Origin of the sequence: Microbacterium sp. CGR2, assembly GCF_003626735.1 — a bacterium.
GTDB lineage: Bacteria > Actinomycetota > Actinomycetes > Actinomycetales > Microbacteriaceae > Microbacterium.
In genome coordinates this window covers 741983-761423 of record NZ_RBHX01000001.1, presented here as the reverse complement: position 1 = coordinate 761423, position 19441 = coordinate 741983, and the positions used below count along the sequence as shown (strand labels likewise).

General features: G+C 67.9%; 19 protein-coding genes. 6 read left to right on the top strand and 13 right to left on the bottom strand.

What is annotated here, in order from left to right; translation table 11 throughout:
• Positions 1 to 12: 12 nt before the first annotated feature.
• The 4 genes from D7252_RS03905 to D7252_RS03890 are packed head-to-tail and all read right to left on the bottom strand — an operon-like array spanning position 13 to position 3859.
• Entirely contained in the window at positions 13 to 432 is a 420-nt protein-coding gene (locus D7252_RS03905) for an ATP-binding protein (RefSeq protein ID WP_183055168.1), read from the bottom strand.
• Positions 422 to 754 carry an STAS domain-containing protein gene (locus D7252_RS03900; RefSeq protein ID WP_120774197.1) on the bottom strand — a complete coding sequence of 111 codons (333 nt, stop codon included), beginning with the start codon at positions 752 to 754 and terminating at the stop codon, positions 422 to 424. Before D7252_RS03900 ends, D7252_RS03905 begins: the two co-directional genes overlap by 11 nt.
• Positions 735 to 2702 (bottom strand): glycosyltransferase, encoded by a 1968-nt coding sequence (locus D7252_RS03895; RefSeq protein ID WP_120774196.1) that lies wholly within the window; start codon positions 2700 to 2702, stop codon positions 735 to 737. The genes D7252_RS03900 and D7252_RS03895 overlap by 20 nt, the downstream gene beginning before the upstream one ends.
• Complete coding sequence (locus tag D7252_RS03890; protein ID WP_120774195.1) at positions 2699 to 3859, bottom strand: PP2C family protein-serine/threonine phosphatase; 1161 nt, start codon at positions 3857 to 3859, stop codon at positions 2699 to 2701. Before D7252_RS03890 ends, D7252_RS03895 begins: the two co-directional genes overlap by 4 nt.
• Positions 3860 to 3968: 109 nt before the next feature.
• Between D7252_RS03890 and D7252_RS03885 the strand changes: the two genes are divergently transcribed.
• Together D7252_RS03885 and D7252_RS03880 are read left to right on the top strand one after the other, a co-directional pair.
• Positions 3969 to 4958: a Gfo/Idh/MocA family protein gene (locus tag D7252_RS03885; protein ID WP_120774194.1), complete on the top strand. Its 990-nt coding sequence runs from the start codon at positions 3969 to 3971 to the stop codon at positions 4956 to 4958.
• Positions 4955 to 5992: a Gfo/Idh/MocA family protein gene (locus D7252_RS03880; RefSeq protein WP_120774193.1), complete on the top strand. Its 1038-nt coding sequence runs from the start codon at positions 4955 to 4957 to the stop codon at positions 5990 to 5992. The genes D7252_RS03885 and D7252_RS03880 overlap by 4 nt, the downstream gene beginning before the upstream one ends.
• 7 nt (positions 5993 to 5999) lie before the next feature.
• On the opposite strand, the gene D7252_RS03875 is transcribed toward D7252_RS03880, so the two are convergent.
• The 5 genes from D7252_RS03875 to D7252_RS03855 all read right to left on the bottom strand — a co-directional run bounded on the left by D7252_RS03875 (position 6000) and on the right by D7252_RS03855 (position 12767).
• On the bottom strand, positions 6000 to 6698 hold the full coding sequence (locus tag D7252_RS03875; protein ID WP_120774192.1) for an alpha/beta fold hydrolase: 699 nt from the start codon (positions 6696 to 6698) through the stop codon (positions 6000 to 6002).
• Positions 6699 to 6777: 79 nt separating this feature from the next.
• On the bottom strand, positions 6778 to 8634 hold the full coding sequence (locus D7252_RS03870; protein WP_183055167.1) for a hypothetical protein: 1857 nt from the start codon (positions 8632 to 8634) through the stop codon (positions 6778 to 6780).
• Positions 8631 to 11237 carry an alpha-mannosidase gene (locus D7252_RS03865; RefSeq protein WP_259461038.1) on the bottom strand — a complete coding sequence of 869 codons (2607 nt, stop codon included), beginning with the start codon at positions 11235 to 11237 and terminating at the stop codon, positions 8631 to 8633. Before D7252_RS03865 ends, D7252_RS03870 begins: the two co-directional genes overlap by 4 nt.
• Positions 11234 to 11812 (bottom strand): SIS domain-containing protein, encoded by a 579-nt coding sequence (locus D7252_RS03860; RefSeq protein ID WP_120774190.1) that lies wholly within the window; start codon positions 11810 to 11812, stop codon positions 11234 to 11236. Before D7252_RS03860 ends, D7252_RS03865 begins: the two co-directional genes overlap by 4 nt.
• Entirely contained in the window at positions 11805 to 12767 is a 963-nt protein-coding gene (locus D7252_RS03855) for an ROK family protein (RefSeq protein ID WP_120774189.1), read from the bottom strand. Before D7252_RS03855 ends, D7252_RS03860 begins: the two co-directional genes overlap by 8 nt.
• Before the next feature lie 164 nt (positions 12768 to 12931).
• On the opposite strand from D7252_RS03855, the gene D7252_RS03850 reads away from it, so the two are divergent.
• Positions 12932 to 13855, top strand: coding sequence for an alpha/beta fold hydrolase (locus D7252_RS03850; RefSeq protein WP_120774188.1), 924 nt, complete (start codon positions 12932 to 12934; stop codon positions 13853 to 13855).
• Positions 13856 to 13870: 15 nt separating this feature from the next.
• Here the strand turns inward: D7252_RS03850 and D7252_RS03845 are convergent, their stop codons facing one another.
• From D7252_RS03845 to D7252_RS03835, 3 genes are all read right to left on the bottom strand, one after another.
• On the bottom strand, positions 13871 to 14287 hold the full coding sequence (locus D7252_RS03845) for a hypothetical protein (protein WP_147406688.1): 417 nt from the start codon (positions 14285 to 14287) through the stop codon (positions 13871 to 13873).
• A gap of 16 nt (positions 14288 to 14303) precedes the next feature.
• Entirely contained in the window at positions 14304 to 15173 is an 870-nt protein-coding gene (locus D7252_RS03840; RefSeq protein WP_120774186.1) for a hypothetical protein, read from the bottom strand.
• A 186-nt stretch (positions 15174 to 15359) separates the two neighbouring features.
• Entirely contained in the window at positions 15360 to 16079 is a 720-nt protein-coding gene (locus D7252_RS03835; RefSeq protein WP_120774185.1) for an SDR family oxidoreductase, read from the bottom strand.
• A 135-nt stretch (positions 16080 to 16214) separates the two neighbouring features.
• On the opposite strand from D7252_RS03835, the gene D7252_RS03830 reads away from it, so the two are divergent.
• Positions 16215 to 16625, top strand: coding sequence for a MerR family transcriptional regulator (locus D7252_RS03830; RefSeq protein WP_120774184.1), 411 nt, complete (start codon positions 16215 to 16217; stop codon positions 16623 to 16625).
• Positions 16626 to 16635: 10 nt separating this feature from the next.
• On the opposite strand, the gene D7252_RS03825 is transcribed toward D7252_RS03830, so the two are convergent.
• Positions 16636 to 17286 (bottom strand): DedA family protein, encoded by a 651-nt coding sequence (locus D7252_RS03825; RefSeq protein ID WP_120774183.1) that lies wholly within the window; start codon positions 17284 to 17286, stop codon positions 16636 to 16638.
• A 108-nt stretch (positions 17287 to 17394) separates the two neighbouring features.
• Here D7252_RS03825 and D7252_RS03820 point away from each other — a divergent pair, with 108 nt between their 5' ends.
• Both D7252_RS03820 and D7252_RS03815 read left to right on the top strand, forming a co-directional pair.
• On the top strand, positions 17395 to 18786 hold the full coding sequence (locus D7252_RS03820; RefSeq protein ID WP_147406687.1) for a histidine kinase: 1392 nt from the start codon (positions 17395 to 17397) through the stop codon (positions 18784 to 18786).
• Positions 18783 to 19439 (top strand): response regulator transcription factor, encoded by a 657-nt coding sequence (locus D7252_RS03815; protein WP_120774181.1) that lies wholly within the window; start codon positions 18783 to 18785, stop codon positions 19437 to 19439. Before D7252_RS03820 ends, D7252_RS03815 begins: the two co-directional genes overlap by 4 nt.
• Positions 19440 to 19441 lie beyond the last annotated feature (2 nt).

The following is a 19441-nucleotide window of genomic DNA, read 5'->3' as shown; positions in this document are numbered from 1 at the left end:
GGGTGTTGACGCTCAGCTCGCCAGGGTGAGGTGGCGCCGCAGAGTCCAGGTGTTTCCGTGCTCGTCGAACGTGTGGCTGAACTCGTCGAGTGCGGCCCGCGCGAGGGCGAGCCCTCGGCCACTCTCGCTGTCCGCGTCGGGCATCGCGACGTCCCGCCATTCGATCGATGCCGGCGGGGCCGAGTCCGTGATGTCGGCGCAGAGGACGTCACCCGCGACCCGCACGTCCACGGTCATCGTCACCGGAGCCGTCCCGTTGTGCTGGACGACGTTCGTCGCGACCTCGCTCACCGCCAGGGTGAAGAGGGTCCGGTCCTCCGCCGAGACCTCAGGGCTGCGTGCCCACAGCAGGTCGAGTTGGTCGAGCGCGCGATCGACCATGGCGAGCCCGGCGGGTCCGTCGATGTGAAAGCCCGGCTGGTCAGTGTTCATCGAACGCCGCGTCCGGCGTGGGGTAGTCCCGGAGCACCCGATCGAGGTTCGTGAGGTGCAGCACCGTGCGCACGGCATCCGGCACCGCTGCGATCCGCAGATCTCCACCCGCGACCCGTGCGCTCTTGAGGCCGCCGATGAGCGCACCGAGTCCGGAGGAGTCCACGAATTCCGTCCCGCTCAGATCGACCGCGATTCGTGGTTGCCCGGCGGTGACGAGGTCGCTCACAGCGTTGCGCAGCAGGGAGGCGCCGGATGCCGTCAAGCGGCCGGCGATCGCGATGACGGCGTATCCGCCTCTGTCATCCGTGGTGATGTTCATTCGACTCCTTTTCGAGGATCTGTGCGGAAGGTCCGCGATACCGCGCGGCCTGGATGATCACGCTGAGGACGAGGAGGTCGTAGAGGACCCATGCGGTGTTGACCAGCGTCCCGATGCCGTCCGCCGTGCCGGCGAACACACGGATCACTCCGATGACCAGGGCGATGCTCAGCACGGCGATGGCCGTCAACTGCGGCCAGATCTCACGCCATGGCACGCCGCGGGTGTCACGACCGTCTTTCTTCGTCACCGCGAACGACAGCGGTCGCCCGAACACGACGTTCGCGAACGCCGTCCAGCAGGCGCGGATCCACACCGGGAAGAGGGCCAGCGAATACTGCTGCCCGCGCCAGGTGCGCACGCCCTTCGCGATGACCAGGAACAGCACCTGGTTGACGATGAAGTACGGGAGGAACCGGACGAAGAAGTCGACCGACCAGGCGGTCACGGGCAGGATGCCCCCGACCAGATAGACGACGGGCGCGGCGAGGTACACGATCGCTGCGAACCCCGACAGGTAGCTCCACATCGTGGCGAAGTACATCAGGCGCTGGCCGGCCGAAAGTCCGCGCTTGACCAGCGGATTGTCGCGCAGCATCACCTGCAGGGTGCCCTGCGCCCATCGCAGGCGCTGGGTGAGCATCGTCCGCAGATCCTCCGGCGCGAGCCCCTTGGCCAGGATCTCGTGGTGATACACGCTGCGCCAGCCCAGCGAGTGCAGCTGCATCGCGGTGGCCATGTCTTCGGTGACCGAGATCGTCGCGAGCGGCAGTATCGGCTGCGCCTCGGCGCCCCGATCCAGGCGCAGCTCGTCGAGGAGGCCCCGAACGGCGTCGACCGCGGTGACCGGGGACAGGTGGGATGCCGCGAGCGCGTCGAGCCCCGCTTCGTCGACGATCACCGAATCGAGCTCGGCGTCGTGCTGCAGCGGCAGTCGGCCGATCTCTTCCAGGTCGGCGCGGATGGAATCGAGGTCCTGCGCGACCAGGATGCGGGAGGCGTGATCGACTGCCTGTCGTACGCGATCCGCGACATCCGAGACCGGCTGGCCGGCGGCGAGGTCTTTGCGTCCACGGGTGATCGCGATGCGCAGGGCGCTGAGCTCCAGCCCGAGGTTGCCGTCTTTCGCGGCCTGGGCTTCGCGCGTGATCAGCGTCTCGGCGGCCTTCAGCGCGCGGGCCGCCGAATCGGTGACGGTGCGCACGTACCCGATGATGCCGAGTTGCATGAGGGCCTCGCGCCGCAGCACGGCATTCGATCCGCAGAAGAATGCGGCGTTCCAGCCATCTTTGCCCTGTTGGATCGGACCGTAGAAGAGGGGAGCCTGGGCCCCGAGGGGGTCTGCCTCGTCGACGTTGAAGAACCACTGCGGGGTCTGTACGACCGCGACTGCCGGGTCGTCGGCGAAGTAGCCGAGGGTGCGGTGCAGGATGAGCGGGTCGGGGATCTGGTCGGCGTCCAGGATCAGCAGGAACTCGCCGTCGGTCTGGAAGAGCGCGCTGTTGAGGTTTCCCGCCTTGGCGTGCCGCGGCTTCCCCTCCCAATCCTCCGAGCGGGTCAGATAGCCGACGCCGGCCTCGCGGGCTGCGGCTTCGAGCTCGGGACGTGACCCGTCGTCGAGGATCCAGGTGGAATGTGGGTAGGCGATGCGGCGCGCGGCGCGCGCCGTCGTCATGACCAGTTCGATCGGCTCGTTGTATGTGGCGATGAAGACGTCGACGGTGCCTTGTGGAGGCGACACCGGCGCCGGACGTTCGCGGGCACGCCACATCGTCAGGCAGAACAGGAAGGTGTCGATCAGGCTGTACGTCTCCGCGATCACGAGCGGGACCGCGATCCACCACGCCGACCAGTTCACGGATTCGAGCCATCGCCAGGCGACGTAGTTGACCCCGAGCAGGACGGACAGCAGCGCCAGGACGCGGATCGTCGCGAAGCGGGCGGTCACCGATCCCTCCGCACCACCACGACGGTGATGTCGTCGGTCGCCCGGTCGTCGCTCGCCAGCCGCAACGCCTCTCGGATCGCCCCGTCCGGGCCGAGGGTCGTCAACACGCGGTAGACGTGCGCGAACGGATCATCGGGATCGAGCACGTCGAGGAGTCCGTCGCTGCAGCAGATGAAGGCATCGCCGGGTCCGAGGTGCGTGGTGCGTGGTGCGCGCACCTCCGGCGGATCCAGTCCCATCCCCATGCCGAGTGGCAGGCTGGTGGAGCGCAGATGCTCCCACGAGCCGTCCGCCCGCACGATGAAGGCCAAGCTGTGGCCGGCGTCGATGACCTGCAGCTCGCCCGTCTTCGGCTGCAGTTCCGCATGCACCGCGGTGACGAACATCGCGGTGTCGGCGAGGTCTTCCTCGAGCAGTCGGTCGGCGTCGGCGATCGCTTCGGCCAGCGTGCGATCCGGAGCCGTGCGCAACGACGCACGCACGCTGGCGGCGATCAGCGCCGGGCCGGTGCCCTTGCCCATCGCATCGGCGAGTGTGATGCGCAGTGCTCCGCGGTGCACGTTGAGGTCGTAGTAGTCGCCGGCGAGGCGGCCCAGGGAGGCGGCGCCGCCGGCGATCGTGTAGCCGTCGATCTCGGGATGGGTGTGCGGGCGGAGTGCGCTCTGGATCACAGCGGCGTGGTCGAGCTCGGCGTCGTTGGCGAGTTCGGTCTGCACCCAGAAGGCCAGATCGCGGAGCAGACCGAGCTGCGCGTCCGAGAGAGTGTGCGGCTTGGTGTCGAGCACGCACAGCGTCCCGATGGGCTCTCCGCCCGGGGCGTGCAGCGGATGTCCGGCGTAGAATCGGAGGTGGGGGTCGCCCATGACGAACGGGTTGTCGGCGAAGATGTCGGTCGTGCTGGCGTCTTCGATGACCACGGTGCGGTCCTGTCGGACGGTGTAGTCGCAGAACGAATCCTGGCGAGGAGCTTCCGATCCGCCGAGGCCGATCTCGGTCTTGCGCCACTGCCGGTCACGGTCGAGTAGCGAGACGCTCACCATGGGCACACCGAACATCTCTTTGGCCAGTCGTGCCACTCTATCGATGCGCTCGTCGCGCGGTGTATCGAGGATCCCCAGTTCCTCGAGTGCTTCTTGTCGTCTTCGCTCGTCGAACATCGGCTTCACCCTCCCCGGTCAGCTCGTTTCATCCTGGCACGCGCCGCGATCCTTCGGGCAGTCTGGGAGCACATGGTAACGTTGCCACATTCTCACGAAGGAGTGATTCTTGACTGACACCATTGGCGTCGCCGTCGTCGGTTTCTGGCATGTCCATGCGGACGACTATGCGAGGGAGACGACCGAGCACCCGGCCACACGTCTGGTGGCCGCCTGGGACCCGGATGTCGAACGCGGGATCGAGGGAGCCCAGCGGCTGGATGTGGACCGTGCCGGCAGCCTGGATGCTCTCCTCGCGCGCTCCGACGTCGACGCCATCACAGTGACGACGGCGACGAACGAGCACACCGACGTGATCGGTCGGGCGATCGCCGCCGGAAAGCACGTGTTCACCGAGAAGCTCCTCGCCCCGACCGTCGCGGAATCGGCGGCACTCGTCGATGCCGCGCGCGAGCAGGGGGTGGCTCTCGCCGTCTCCCTTCCCCGGCTTGCGGAACCCGTCGTCACGACGGCGACGCGACTGATCGAGGCAGGCGCTCTCGGCGACCTGACCTACGCCCGGGTGCGCATGGCGCACGACGGGTGGCTCGGCGGATGGCTGCCCGAGCGCTTCGCCGACCCCGTCGCGGCCATCGGCGGAGCTTTCGCCGACCTCGGCTGTCACCCCGCATATCTCGTGCAGCGCTTCCTCGGCGCGCACCCCGACCTGATCACCGCGGCGTACGGCCACGTCACAGGCCGCGCCGTCGAGGACAACGCCGTCGTCGTCGCACGCTATCCGGGCGGGGCGCTCGGAGTCGCAGAGGCGAGCTTCGTGACGACGCCCGGCTCCTTCGCGCTCGAACTGCGCGGGACCGACGCGTCGCTGCTGTACGGCTTCGGCCAGGAGACGCTCATCGCCAAGGGCGGTCGTTTCGGCGAGGAGTGGACGCCGGTGCCGTTCGACGCGGCCGCGGCCAGTCCCTTCGAGCTCTGGGTCGATGCGATCCGCGGCGATGCCGACACCACGCAGAACCTTCAGGCCGCCATCGATCTCACCCGGTTCGTGGTCGCCGCGAATCAGGCAGCATCCACCGAAGCAGGGAAAGGACAGTCATGACCACCTCCACCACCGCCAAGGTCCGGATCGGCCTCATCGGCGCCGGCGGCATCGCCGGCGCGCACGTGGCGGGCTACCGTCGCAATCCCGACACCGTCACGTTCGCGGCGATCGCAGACCCGGTGGTGGCGAACGCCGAGAAGCGACGCGGCGATGACGCGGACGTACGCATCTACAGGGACTATCGCGACATGATCGCGGACGGCGGTCTGGATGCCGTCGACATCTGCCTGCCACACCATCTCCACGCGGAGGCTGTCATCGCCGCCGCGGATGCCGGACTGCATGTGCTGTGCGAGAAGCCGCTGTGCCTGACGCTCGAGGAGGCGGAGGCGATCGCCGCCGCTGTCGAACGCAGCGGCGTGACCGTGATGTGCGCACACAATCAGCTCTTCCTCCCGGCTGTCGCCGCCGCGAAGGAACTGGTCGAGAGTGGGGTGCTCGGTCGCGTGTACGAGGTGCGCACCACAGACAGCTTCTTCAACGACTTCACAGTCGAGAGCATGGGCTGGCGGGCGCACGCCGCGACGGCGGGCGGCGGCGAACTCATCGACACCGGCTACCACCCGCTGTACCTGCTGCAGCATCTCGCCGGCGGAACGCCCCTGGAGGTGACGGCGATCCTGTCGCGCCACCGGCTGGCGTTCATGGAGGGCGAAGACTCGGCCCAGGTGCTCGTCCGGTACGACAACGGCGTCGTCGGTCACGTCACGACCAGCTGGGCGTACCAGGCGGCGGTGGGGACCGAGAAGTTCTCGCTCGTGGGAGAGAAGGGGTCGCTGACTTCGGACGGCACCACCCTCGTCTCGCGAGTGCGCGGGGAAGACCCGGTGACCACGACGTTCGAACCCGTGCACGAGTTCGCCGCGGAGGTCGCGCACTTCGCCGAGTGCCTCCGCGACGGACGTCGCCCGATCCAGACGCACGTCGAAGGCATCGACGTGCTCGGCGTCATCCTCGCCGCCTACGAGTCCGCAGAGAACAAGACCGTCGTGGAGGTCCGCAACGCGGCACGCGTGCAGGCGATCGCCTGACCTCGGGTCACGCGGCGGCCGAGTGCGTGCCCGTCGGGAGGGCCTCGATGATGATGCGCGCGACGTCGTCACAGCACTCCATCTGAGGCCAGTGCCCTGCCGGGAGGTCGATGAGGGTGAGGTCACGCATGCGGGTCAACTCGCGCGCGGGATCGTCGTTCTCCGTCGTCCAGCGCCGCACGTCATCCGTCGTGTATTGGGTGGCGACGACGGTGGCTGGAACATCGAAGCGCCGTTCATCGGTCAGGCGCTGTCGAGAGTCGATGCCGTTGCCGTATCCCGCTCGTTGACGCTCGCGCAGGGCTGCCAAGGCCGCATCGTGCGTGCACCGGCGCTCGAGGTCGGCGGTTTCGCGGTGCGCTTCGGCAGCGAATCCCGTGAAGACGTAGGTCCCGTCCGCGCTCGGCAGACCGCCGATGTGGAAGGCGCGGGCCACGCGATCGGGGCGACGATTGACGGCTGCGTGGACCAGGCCGCACGCCTCCGCGTGTCCGACGAGTGCCACCGGTCCGCCCATCTGGTCGATGGTGTTCGTGATGAGGGAGACGTGATCGGCGAGCATCACCCCCGAGCGGTCGGCGGTGCGTGCGGTCAGTCCCCGAAGCGTCAACGGATGCGGTACGTGACCCGCCGCACGCAGCTTTGCCGACACGTCCTGCCACGACGAACCGTCCAGCCACAGGCCGGGCACCAGAATGACGTCCATCGCGCCTCCTTCGGGGTCGCCCCCATCCTGCGGCGAGCGGCGACACCCGCCGAGGGGCTTGACAGGAGGCGTTCGCGATTCAGTCCGTGACGTGGGCGGCGATCGCGTCTTCACAGCCCAGCAGCAGGACGCCGGCGCTCCACGCGTGCGAGAGCGTGAGCAGCATCCCCTTCGGCTGGAAACACTCGGTCTGGTAGTACCGCTCGGTGACCATGCCGCGATACGCGTTGAAGTCGCCGTCGAAACGAGCGACGAACTGCCGGAAGCAGGCGAGTGACTCCAGGGCCCGCTCACGATAGTGCGGGTCGCCGAGGGCATCCGCCAGCTGCAGCATCTCTCGGGTCATCACCAGTCCGTAGGCGTGGAGATGCTGATTCGAGGGCGAGGCCTGGTCGGCTCCTCGAGTGCCGAAGTCGAACATCCCGAGCATCGAGCTGGCCGGGAACTCGACGTCGTACGTGTACCGGAATGACAGCGCGAAGTCGGCGGCACGGCGGGCGAGATCGAGCCAGTGCGCATCGCCGGTGGCGCGGTGCAACGCCATATAGGCCATCACCGCGACGTACCCGTCTTCACTGGTGCCCGCCCGGTCGACGTCTTCGGGGGCTCCGTGAAGCGCCTCCTCGAGGACGAGACGCGCGTACCACTCGCCCGCACGCACGGCGGCGGCGAGATAGCGCTCGTCCCAGTCCGCCGCCTCGGCCAGGGCACCCACCCAGGCGAGACCCGCCGAACCGTCCCAGACGAGCACTTCGCCGGTTTCGGCGTGATGGATGCTGCCGAGGTTTCCGTCCTCCCGCTGTCGGGCGACCACCGCGTCGAGATTGGAGATCACCGCGCGCCGCCATTCGTCGCGCTCGGAGAGAGCGACCGCGCGGATGAGGAACTGGGTCCCCTCACCGAGAGTGCGACCGTGCAGCCCGCGGCGGTGGGGCGTCCAGCTCTGCGTCCACCCGCCATCTCGGTACCAGACCCCCCAGAACGTGCCGCTGGGCGACAGGTCGGCGGTGCAGAAGTCGATGACGCGCACAGCGGACTCCCGCAGCGCACTGTCGTCGGTCCGCTCGGCGTGACGGAGCATCGCGTAGGCCCAGGGGATGCCGGACACCCAGCCCACGTGCATCGCCTGCCGATCGACCGGGTGGCCGTCGCGCCCGGAGACCTCACGATCGAAGCCGACGGTCTCCAGCAGCACGCCCGGATCGGGGTCGTAGTGCCAGCGGTGAAGGCCCTCCGCACTCAGCGCGGCAGCGGACGGGATGTCCATCCAGGGTCGGAGGGGTGACGAACGGATGCTGTCGGCGCGGATCTCCCGCAGCACCCGCGTGTAGTCATGACGATCCGGCGTGAGCTCGTGCAGCCGGACGGTGATCGCGACGACGTCACCCGAGGCGAAGCGATGCCGCAGCACCTCCGGGTCGCGTGGCTCGGCGTCGCCATAGTAGGTGACCGGAAACTCCCGTGCCGGGAACGTGGCGCTGAGGATCGCCTCGCCACCCTCGGCGGCGAAACCCAGACCGGTGAGTCCGAGGGAGGTGACCGGCGGCGCAGACAGCGCGAATCCCGGGAGCGAGCGGTCGGGCCAGACGAAGACCACCGGGGTCGCCGCCCGGTCCGATCGGAAATGCCACTCGTCGCTGATGAACGCGTCGCCCCGACCGTCGGCGCGCGGGGCGACCTCGAACCGCGGATACGGTCGGTCGTTGTCGGCGGGGCGGTTGTCGCCGTAGAAGAGGCCTGGGATGAGCCACCACGGACTCGACGCATCGGGCACGCGGACCGACACCCGCAGGGCCGCGTTCGCAGGAGCGATGCCGTCATATCGAACCGAGATGTGACGGAGGTCCCCGGCGGCCCTCACATCGACCCGGAAGTCGGCGGGGTCGGCATCCAGGATCTCGGTGGTCAGCATCCGAGCGCTGATCGTCCCGCTCACACCGGCGGCTCGCCCAGTGGCCACTCGAGCAGATCGACTTCGACGATCTCGGCATCCGGCGCGAGCGGAATGCGGAAGGTGCGGACCTGATGCGCCCGGAACTCGCCCTCGATCGTCCGGTCGATCAAGGGCAACGCGATGCGCGCCGTCGCGGGTCGCCCGGTCGTCTCGACCGCACGGACGATGATGTCCGCGGCTCCCGCAGCCGGCACATCCTCGCTGCCCTTGATCGCGGTGACCATCACGGCACCGGCGCCATCGTCGGCGAAGCTCGAGCGGGGTGCGAGATCGCCGGGGTGGAACGACTCCTGCTGCGCGCGAACGGGAGCGCCGAGCACGGCTGCTCGTCGAGTGGGTTGCGCGCTGCGCCAGTCACCCGCGTGGGGGATGAGCTCGAGGCTGAACCTCTGGACACCCTGATCCTGGAACGAGTAGATCCCGTCAGGGTCGAGCAGCCGCGGGTCGTGCCAGGAGTACACCGGACTGCGCACCGCGGTGATGCCGATGCTCGCCGTCTCCATCCCGGCGGTGCCACGAGGAGAGACGTCCCACCCGTGCTTCGTGGTGGCGACGACCGTCAGTCCGGCGGACGTGCCGCCGACCGTGCCGGTGAGATCGACCCAGGACTGCGCCGGCTCTTCCGCGCCGTCGACCGGACGCTCGATCGTGCCGTAGGGCACCTCGTACGTGGCGGACGGGTCGTCGAGGCCGACGGGAAACCGCAGCTTGAGCAGGTGCGCCTTCTCGCGCCAATCGAGCGTGACGTCGACGCGGAGTTCCCGGGAGTCGTGCCCCAGCAGGTACTCCTCGACCAGAGTGCTCGCGCCCCAGGAACGCTCGACTCGCACGCGTGAGCGCAGCGGTCCGGTCTCGCGCACCACGATGCGGTCGAGTGTCATCGCCGCTCCTGGCCACGCGTAGGAGATGACCCGGTGACCCCAGGTGTCGGTCGGGTCGTCGCATACCGCCGTTCGCGGCTGCCCCTGCGTGCCGACCAGCGGGTCGACGCCGGTGGTCTTATCGCGCAGCGAGATCACGTCGCCGGTCTGCGGGTCGAGTTCGACGCGCAGGTGCGCGTTCTCGATGACGGTGCCGTCTTCGGACACCGACAGGGAGGAGGCGCGAGGGAGGGCGGGGCCGGGCAACAGGCGGTACAGCGCGTACCCGAATGCGGGCAGTTCGGCACGGAACGTGACGGCGCCGCGGCTGCGGTCCCCGGTGGTCGCGGTCGACTGCGTCGCCTGCGAGAAGACCTCGACGCCCTGGTCGTCGACCACGCGGACGCCGTGCGGCTGGGCACCGAACTGGAAGTCGACGTCGGTCGAGACCGCCCACGGATGCGGGTTGAAGACGACGAGCGGCTGCGTGGCGGCATCCATGGGGATGTCGATCCGGCGCGCGATGCGGTTGTGTGCGCGGGTGATGATGCGCTTCGAGATGGCGATGGCCTCGCCGAGCTGGTCGCGGGCGTCGTCGTAGGACGACTCGATCGCGGACCCTGGCAGGATGTCGTGGAACTGGTTGAACAGGATCTGCTTCCACGCCCGCTCGAGGTCGCCGCGCGGGGAATCCTCGGCGCCGAGAGCGACCTCGACCGCGGCCCAGCGCTCGGCGGAGAGCACCGCGTGCTGTGCCTTGCGCTGCCAGGCCTTGATGCCCGAGTGTGCCGAATAGCACCCGGGTGCGTGGTGCTGCAGGTCGTCACGACGGATGGGAAGCGCGTCGAGGAAACCCTCGCCGCGGGTGAGCATCTCGTCGAAGTACGTGCGCGGTGACGACATCGTCATCCTCCCGAAGGTGCCCATCCGGTCGTAGCGGTGAATCGAGTCGATGTTCGCCTTCGTCGGTCCGCCGCCGTGGTTGCCGACGCCGTAGAAGACCATCATCGAGCCCAGTGACCGGTCGAGCTGGCCGAGGGACTTCTCCGTCTGTCCGGAGACGTCTCCGGGCGGACTGCAGTACTCGAACGGGATCCGGTAGGCGAGCACGCGCGACCCATCAGGAGACTCCCAATGGAAGAGCGTCTCGTCGAGGTCGCCCTCGTGCGGGCCGGGGCGCAGGAAGGTGTACGAGTCCATACGGTGCCCGCGGAGGATCTGGGGGATGCCGACGCTGTGCCCGAACGGATCGACGTTCATGCCGACCGTGGCGATCCGCCCGAAGCGGGACTGGAGGAATCGCTGGCCGTAGAGGCCCTGGCGGGCGAACGATTCGCCCATCGGCATGTTGCAGTCGGGCTCGACCCACCAACCGCCGACGTTGACCCAGCGGCCCTCGGCGACACGTTCGGCGATGCGGCTGAACATGACGGGATCCTGCTCCTCGACCCACGACAGCAGCACGATCTGATCGCACGTGAACACGAAGTCGGGGTACTCGTCCATCCGGTCGAGAGCGCTCGCGAACGTCGCCCTGGCCTCCTGGTATCCCTCCTGCCACGGCCACAGCCACACCGGGTCGAGGTGCGCGTTGCCGATCATGTGGAGGGTGCGGTCGGGGGTCGCGGCCGGCCGCACGCCGCGGGGAAGGCCTTCCGGCTGCGCCCCCGACGGGGCGTTGGCGATCGGTGCACTCGGGTCGGGTGTGCTCTCGGCAGTACTCACGTCGGCTCCTCGCCCGCGGCCCAGGCGTCCAGAATCTCGGACAGCGCGTGCAGGAGGAAGGTGTGCAACTCCTGGATTCGCGGGGTCTGGTCTGACGGTGCGAGCAGCACATGGTCGGCGAGCGCCAGTGACGGGCCGCCGTCGCCCCCGCCGAACAGCAGTGTGGTGGCGCCGTTCGCCCGAGCGGCGGACAGCGCGTCGATGATGTTCTGCGACCGGCCGGAGGTGGTGAAGGCTGCCACGACGTCACCCGGGCGGGCGAGGGCCTCGACCTGACGGGAGAAGATGTCCTCGAAGGCGTAGTCGTTGGCGATGCAGGTCGACACTGTGGCGTCCGTCGTCAGGGTCACCGCGGGCAGCGGGCGTCGGTCGCGACGGTAGTGTCCGATGACCTCGCCGGTGAAGTGCTGGGCGTCGGCGGCGCTTCCTCCGTTGCCGAGCGTGTACAGCGTGCCGCCGCGCTCGAACGCGTCGATGAGCACGGCTCCAACCGCCCGCACGGAGGGCAGCAACTGTGCAGCATCCGTCGCGGTGCGGATATGGGCGTCGAGCTGGTTCTCGAGCCAATCAGACAAAGGATTCCTCCAGGAGGTCGAGGGCGAGCGCACCGGCGCCGACGACGCAGACCTCGTCACCGAGGCCGGCGAGCGTCACGGTGGCACGCGCGGCAGGGGGCATGGCGGTGGTGTGCACGATGGCGCGCACGGGATCGAGGAGCTGGGACCCGGAGCGGGTGACGCCGCCGCCCAGCACGACGACGTGCGGTTCGAAGAGGTTGACCAGGTCGGTCACCGCCTGGCCCAGCACGTCGGTGGTCTCCTGCCACAGCTCGGTGGCGAGCGCGTCGCCGGCGAGGGCCGCGGCGGAGACGTCTTCCGCGCGGACGACGGAGAGGTCGCGCAGGGCGGAAGGTCGGTCTGTGGTCGACAGCAGCTCGTTCGCGCGTGCGGCGATCGACGTGCCGGAGGCATACGCCTCCAGGCATCCGCGTCGCCCGCACAGGCAGTCCCGACCGCCGGGGCGCACGGTGATGTGGCCGAACTCGCCTCCGTTGCCCGCGGCGCCGCGATGGAGCTGTCCGTCGATGATGGAGCCGCCGCCGACGCCCGTGGAGAGGGTCAGGTAGAGCGCGATCTCCGCGTCGCGCGCAGCCCCGAAGCGGTGCTCGGCGAGCACCGCTGCGGTGGCGTCGTTCTCCACCACGGCGGGGACGCCGAACTCGGCCGCCGCCATGGCCACGATGGGGATGTCGATCCATCCGGGAAGATGCAGCGGATGCGTCAGAACTCCGGCGCCAGCGTCCAGCGGCCCGCCGCAGCTGATGCCCACCGAGGACGGAGCGCCGAGGCCGGCCGTGGCGATGCTGCGGTGTCCCATGTCGAACAGGTGCGCGATGATCGCCTCGGGCCCGCGGTGCTTCTCTGTCGGCTCCGACAGGAAAGCATGTGTGCGGCCGTCCGGTGTCACGACGGCGACGGCGAGTTTCGTGCCCCCGATGTCGAGCGCCAGCACGCTCCGTTGCGTTGCCATTCGTTCCTCCGGCCTGCCGTGTCCGCGGTGTGCGTCCACCGTTCACAGACAGTGTGACATCGTTCCCACATGTTTGCAAAGCTCTCTGTTCGCGAGAACGCGCGCAGCTCTCTTGCGTTTACGTGTAGGCCATGCTGTCGTAGGCGCAACAGACGGAGGATCGGATGGCGACGTTCGCGTTGATACACGGTGGCGGCTCGACGGCCTGGGACTGGCATCGGGTCACTCCGCTGCTGGAGGCTGCCGATCACGAGGTGGTGGCCGTCGACCTGCCGATCGAGGATCCGGCGGCGGGACTCGACGACTATGTGCGTGTGGTGGCGGATGCCGTCGGAGAGCGCGGGCATGTCATCGTCGTCGGTCACTCGCTCGGCGGGTTCACGGCGCCGCTCGTGTGCGAGGCGGTCGACGCCGCGGGACTCGTCTATCTCGCCGCCATGATCCCGCTGCCGGGGGAGTCCTTCGGTGAGTGGTGGACCGCCACCGGGCACGACCAGGAGGAGATCGACAGCGATCCTGCGGTGGCCTTCTTCGAGGGAGTGCCGGCGCCGTTGGTCGACGAAGCCCGCGCACGAGAGCGAGACCAGCAGGGAGAGTGGCTGTCTGAGCCGTGGCCGGGGGCGCAGCATCCGAAAGTCATGACGCGCGCGATCCTGGCGGCCGATGACCGGTTCTTCCCCGCGCCGTTCATGCGCCGACAGATCCGGGACCGGCTGGGAGTCGAGCCGATCGAGGTGCCCGGTGGTCACTACGTGACGCTGACGCATCCGGATGCCGTCGCCGCCGCGCTGCTCGATGTCGCGACGGAGACCGCTGCCGCCAGGGAGCTGCGCATGCGCCGCTCGATCCTCGCCGCATATGTCGCGGTGTTCGATCGGGCCGATGAGCTGCTCGCCGTCTGTGCGGAGGTGAACGGTGATCGGGATGCGACTCGGGAGGCGGTGCAGGATGCGTTCGGACTCGGTTCGGTCGAAGCTGACGCTGTTCTGTCAATGCAGATCATTCGCTTCACTCCGAGGCTGATGGAGCGGACTCGCGGCGATTTGGCCGACCTTGATGACCAGCTCGCCGAGGAAGCGCGCACGTAACGCAACCTGCGGTAGTCAAGCGCCGGAGCGGGTGCCTTTCGTGAAACGGCGCCACCGCCGCAGGCAAGCGCTGATGGCGATCCCCGCGCCGAGCAGGGCGAACGGGAGCAGGAGTAAGAGCCATGTCAGGAACGGAGTCAAATCGGAGGTGGCGTTCCCGGGTAAGGCTGCGATTGCCGCAGCGATGCCTGCCCCTGCGAGCAGGGCAGCAAGCCAGCCAGCAACGAGGGAGGTGAGGTCGGATCGTCGCGTTCCACGCTTAGACAAGAGGGAAGTGCCGCCAGCAACGATCGCGAGGGGCACGCTGAGGAACAGCGCTCCCATCGCCATGATCGCGAAGCCGAAAGGGCCGGCGACCGCCCCACCGAGCACCATGACTCCCACCGTGACGGAGCCGGACAAGAGCCATATGCGCCAGAGAGAGGGCTTCATGGGCCTCATCGGCGATTCAACTGAAGTCAAGGTTTGCAGCGAATCCGTTCCAGGTCGAAGTGGCAGCGATGGTGTACGCAGGCTGGCCCAGCCCAACAGGGTCATCATTCACGATGTACGCAGAAACAACCAATTGAGTGCGGATGGTCGGGTCCGTGGTGGTCCAATGCGGATTGAAATCGAACGCGATCGACGATCCCTGGCCGTCTACGTGCGTGGAGGAGGCGAGGAATCGGTACCCGAACCAGGACAGGTTGCCCTGAGTCTCGTAATGATGCGTGTCCATGTAGCAACTGAAGTCCCACGTGACTGGAGAAGCGACGAAAAGCCTTACGACAAGGGGGAGGTACAGTTTGAACGACGGGAATTTGTCGGGGGCCCCCTCGACAGGAAAGTAGCAGTTGAAGCAACTCAGAAGCTTGCTCCTGATCTCCGACGGTGTGCGGTTCGTAATGTTCTTCGTGTGAGTGTAAGACCACGCAGGATCCATCAAAACCGGGTAGTCGATACCGGGGCTGGAGAGATCGACAACTTGGGTGAGCGTGCCGTCCTCCCACTCGTACCCCGTGCGGAGCTCTCTTCCGGAGGAGTCTCTAGCCCATGGCGAGTGCAGTTGACCTAGGCTGTTGCCGTTTGGGTCCAAGATCATGAAGCCGAGTGCGTTTTCGCGCAAGGTCGTACCCTCTGGGACGTCCAACTCGTAGTCGTATCGTGTCGGTGCGGACTGGTCGGCCAATACGGTGTAGATGCGGGCGCCCGCGGCCACCGGCTGGATGTAGGCGGCGACCGCGGGCGATTCCGTCTCCCAGACTGCGAGGTCGGACTCGCTTTCGCGCTCACGGGTCAGGTAGGTCGGCTCGAGGCTGAGCGTCGGGGAAACATCCATCCCAGGTGTGGTGCTTCGTCGAGTGGAAGGTTGGCGTAGGCTCCCGGTATTCAGAGCGAGACGCGGCCCCTCGCCATCCGCTTGCGCCTCGACGTCGAGGATCGATTGGTCGATAGGCCCGGGCTCGGCATGGCGATTGGTCCGACCGACCCAGGCCGGCGCGCCTGAGCACGCCGGCCCGGCCGCTCAGGCGAGTAGCCGCACCATCTCTTCATAGAACGGGGCAGGGTCACTAGCCAGGGAGGCTTTCACCATGGCCGTCCAGCCGTCGACGATGATCTCGATCGAGCCGGCCTCGAGACCATCGAGCGAGGTGCGCGGCACGTCGCGCGGATCGATCTTCGGCCCGTCGTACCCGGCGGCGATGTCGGTCTCCGCGGCGCCGAGCAGGACTCCCTGGACGAGCGTTCCCTGCGCAGCCAGCTCGAGTCGCACGCCGTTGGTCATGTTCCATTCGGCTGCCTTGGCAGCGGCGTAGGACCCGGTTCCGGGCGCTGCGAACCAGGACAGCGCGGAGAGGATGTTCACGATCGCCCCGCCGCCGTGTGCGCCGAGAACGGGAGCGAACTCGCGGATCACATCCAGAGTTCCCCAGAAGTGCGTTTCCATCTCTCGGCGGATGTCGCGGAGATCGCCGGTCACGAGCTCGGCACCGGTGGAGATTCCGGCGTTGTTGACGACGATGGTCACGTCCTGCGCTGCTCGAGCCGCAGCGACGACCGACTCATGATCGAGCAGGTCGAGGCGCAGCGGCACCACTCTGGCGTCGTTGAAATCGAGCGTTTCGGGGCGCCGAGCGGTCGCGTAGACCTTGGCCGCGCCGCGGTCGAGGAGTTCGAGGACGAACTGGCGGCCGATGCCGCGGTTGGCTCCCGTGACGAGGGCGATCTGGTCGGTGATGTGCATGCGGGTTCGTGTTCCATTCGAGCGATTCGGCATCCGACGACCTGTGTGCCGCCGGTATCGCTTACGCTAAACCTTGACGTTGACGTCAAGGGCAAGTCCGCGTGTACGTCGTGACCGGACAGAGGAGGGGAACGGATGCGCATCGGCGATGTGGCCCGAGAGGCCGGGGTGAGCGCGAGAGCACTCCGCTACTACGAAGAGCAGGGACTGCTGACGTCCGAGCGCAGCGACTCCGGTCAGCGCACCTATCCGGCCTCCGCTGTGGAACGCGTGCGCCTGATCCAGCAGTTCTTCACCGCCGGGTTGCCGAGCCGCACGATCCTGCAGATCCTGCCGTGCGTCGATACCGCGACCGCATCGCCGGAGATCTTCGAGCTGCTCGAATCCGAGCGGCTCCGGATCAGCAGGGCGATGGAAGAACTCGCCGCCGCTCGTGATGCGCTCGACAGCATGATCCACATCGCGCATCACCCCACGCCTGAGCACTGCCCGGCGCTTCGTTCGCCCGCGTGGTCACCTCACGAGCCTGGCCGGGCTCGAAGATAGACCATGCGTCTCAGGGCAGACGTGCACCGGAGATCTCATGCTGCTCTGAAGTCACCGCGCCGCGGCCGATGAAGCGGCGGATGACGATGTCGATGACAGCGCCGACAAGCAACGCGAAAACGATGGCTATCGCGATGGCTAGGAGTGGCTGGTCGTGCAGCCATTGCCCGGTGAAGATGCCGAAGATCGCTGAGTAGGCGGCCCATGTGATGCCCGCCGCCACAGAGAGCGGCAGGAATCGCCGGATCGGATAGGCGGTCGCTCCGGCTGTCATGTTGACGGCGATGCGGCCGACCGGGATGTAGCGGGCGGCGAAGATGAGGACGGCTCCGCGCTGATCGAGGCCTCTTCGGGCCCACGTGACCACCGACACGACGCGATTCGTGCGCATCCATGTGAAGCGTTCTGTTCCGAGCGCCCTCCCGAGCTGGTAGGCGATGTTGTCCCCGGCGATCGCTCCAGCCGCTGCGGCACCGATGAGGAGGAGCAGGTGAGGCTCGCTGGTGGCCACGGAGATGGTCGCCGCTCCCACGACGACGGTCTCGCTGGGCACCGGGGGGAAGAACCCATCGATCACGCACACGGCGAACACCACGAGGTAGATCCACGGTGATGCCGCGAGGTCGGTCACGATAGTGGTGAGCAGTCCGATCAGGTCCATTCCTGTGACGGTACGGGCCGCCCGTTGGTCGGAGCATCCCACCGAAGGCAGGTGTGCGCCTTACTTTCGTCAGGTATGTCGCAGTGCTGCGGTTCCTAGGATGAGAGCGTGCTTCGACGAGATCGTGTGAAGGAATGGGCGTGGCCGACACCCCTTGGCGTCGTGCTCCTGATCGTCGCGACGTCCACCGCTTTGCCCATGGCTCGCTGGGGCGACTCGCCGCTCGTCCTCATCCTCGTCCCGGCCGGCGTCGCCGCCTACCTCGTCGGGCGTCGCATGGCCGCACTCGCTCCGGCAGTCGTGGCGTTCTCGATGGTCTTCGCCTTCTCTCTTCCTATGTCGTTCGTCGTTCCCGGTAGCGCGCCCCTCGGAGACTGGATGACGAGTGTGGCTATCGCGCTGTTGACCATCGTCTCGCCGTGGTGGTTCGGCCGATACCGTCTATTGCGGGCCGAACAGCGCACAGCGGATGTGACGCTCATGGCCGACCGTGCTCAGGCCGAGGAGCGCGCGCGAATCGCCGACGACCTCCACGACACCATCGGCCATGAGCTTGCCCTCATCGCGGTACAGGCGGGAGCGCTCGAGCTGGAGCGTGATCTGAGTCCGCGGCAGCTCGAACGCTTCCGCGAGCTGCGGGAAGCGGCGGTGCGCGCAAGCGGCCGACTTCGCGATGTCGTGGAGATGACCAGACCGGATGATGGTCCAGGCCGGCTTGACCCCATCGGCGCCGATGGGCTGGACGCACTGGTGATGGGCGCGCGCGAGGCGGGCATCACCATCAACGCCGACGTCGACCGGTCCACTCTTTCCATGGCGCACCCGCTCGTCGCAGAACTCGTCGTGCGCACAGTTCGCGAAGGCCTCACAAACTCCGCACGCCATGCGCCAGGCTCCGCTGTCAGCATCAGCGTGATGCCGGGCGAGCCGGACGAAGTCATCGTCCGCGTGCGCTCGACGCGCTTGACGCGGACTGAGTCGCCGGGCGGGGGCCACGGTATCCCGAGCCTGCGGAGACGCGCGGAACTTCTCGGCGCGACCATTGACGCCGGCCCCGACGACACCGGGTTCGAGCTGCGACTGCGCGCATCCCTCCAACCACGGCGCCCCGACACGGGCGTGACGGATCTCGGCGTGCGAACCAACGCGCACTCCGCGCGGCGCCGTCTCCTGCAGACCGCGGCCTTCCCCGCGGCGATCATCGCGCTCGCGCTCGTCGGATTCATCGTGGTGCAAGCGATCACGGTCACGCAGACGGCGATCTCGTCGGACGTGTACGACGAGATCCACTTGGGCGCGACGCGCGACGAGCTCGCGACGGTACTCCCCGGCGGTACGCCCCGCCCCGTCCCCGTCGTTACCGAGCCCCCGGCTCCCGATGGCGCACAGTGCGAGTACTTCGCAGCGCGCGATGGCTGGCTGCACTTCACCGACGCCACATATCGGCTGTGCTTCATCCATGGTGTGCTGGTTGAGAAGATGCTGTTGGGGGCGACATGATTCGCGTGCTGATCGCCGATGACGAGGCCATGATGCGCGCCGGTGTGCGGGCGATTCTCGAATCTGACCCAGATATCGAGGTCGTGTTCGAGGCGACGAACGGGCACGAGGCCATCAGTGGCGTGCAAAGGTATCGTCCCGACATCGCCGTGCTCGACATCCGCATGCCCGGCCTTGACGGCCTTGGCGCCGCCGCCGAGATCGGCTCCACTGCGCCGGCCACGCGCGTCGTGATGTTGACGACCTTCGGCGAGGACGACTACGTCGAGCGCGCTCTCGAGGACGGGGCGCTCGGCTTCCTCCTCAAGGCGGCAGATCCTCGAGAACTCATCGCCGGGGTTCGTGCGGTCGCGGCAGGCGGAGCGTACCTTTCGCCTGTCATCGCGCGTCACGTGATCGCCCCATACCGCGAGGGGGACCGGATCCGCAGCACCGAGGCACGCGAAGCAGCGTCTGTCCTGTCCGATCGTGAGCGCGAGGTGCTCGCGCTCATCGGGGCTGGGGCCTCCAATGCCGAGATCGGTCGCCGTCTGCACCTGGTCGAAGGCACGGTCAAAGGCTATGTGAGCGCCATCCTGATCAAGCTGCGCGTTCGCAACCGGGTAGAAGCGGCCGTCCTCGCGCACCGCGCAGGCCTCGTCGAGGCGGGATGACG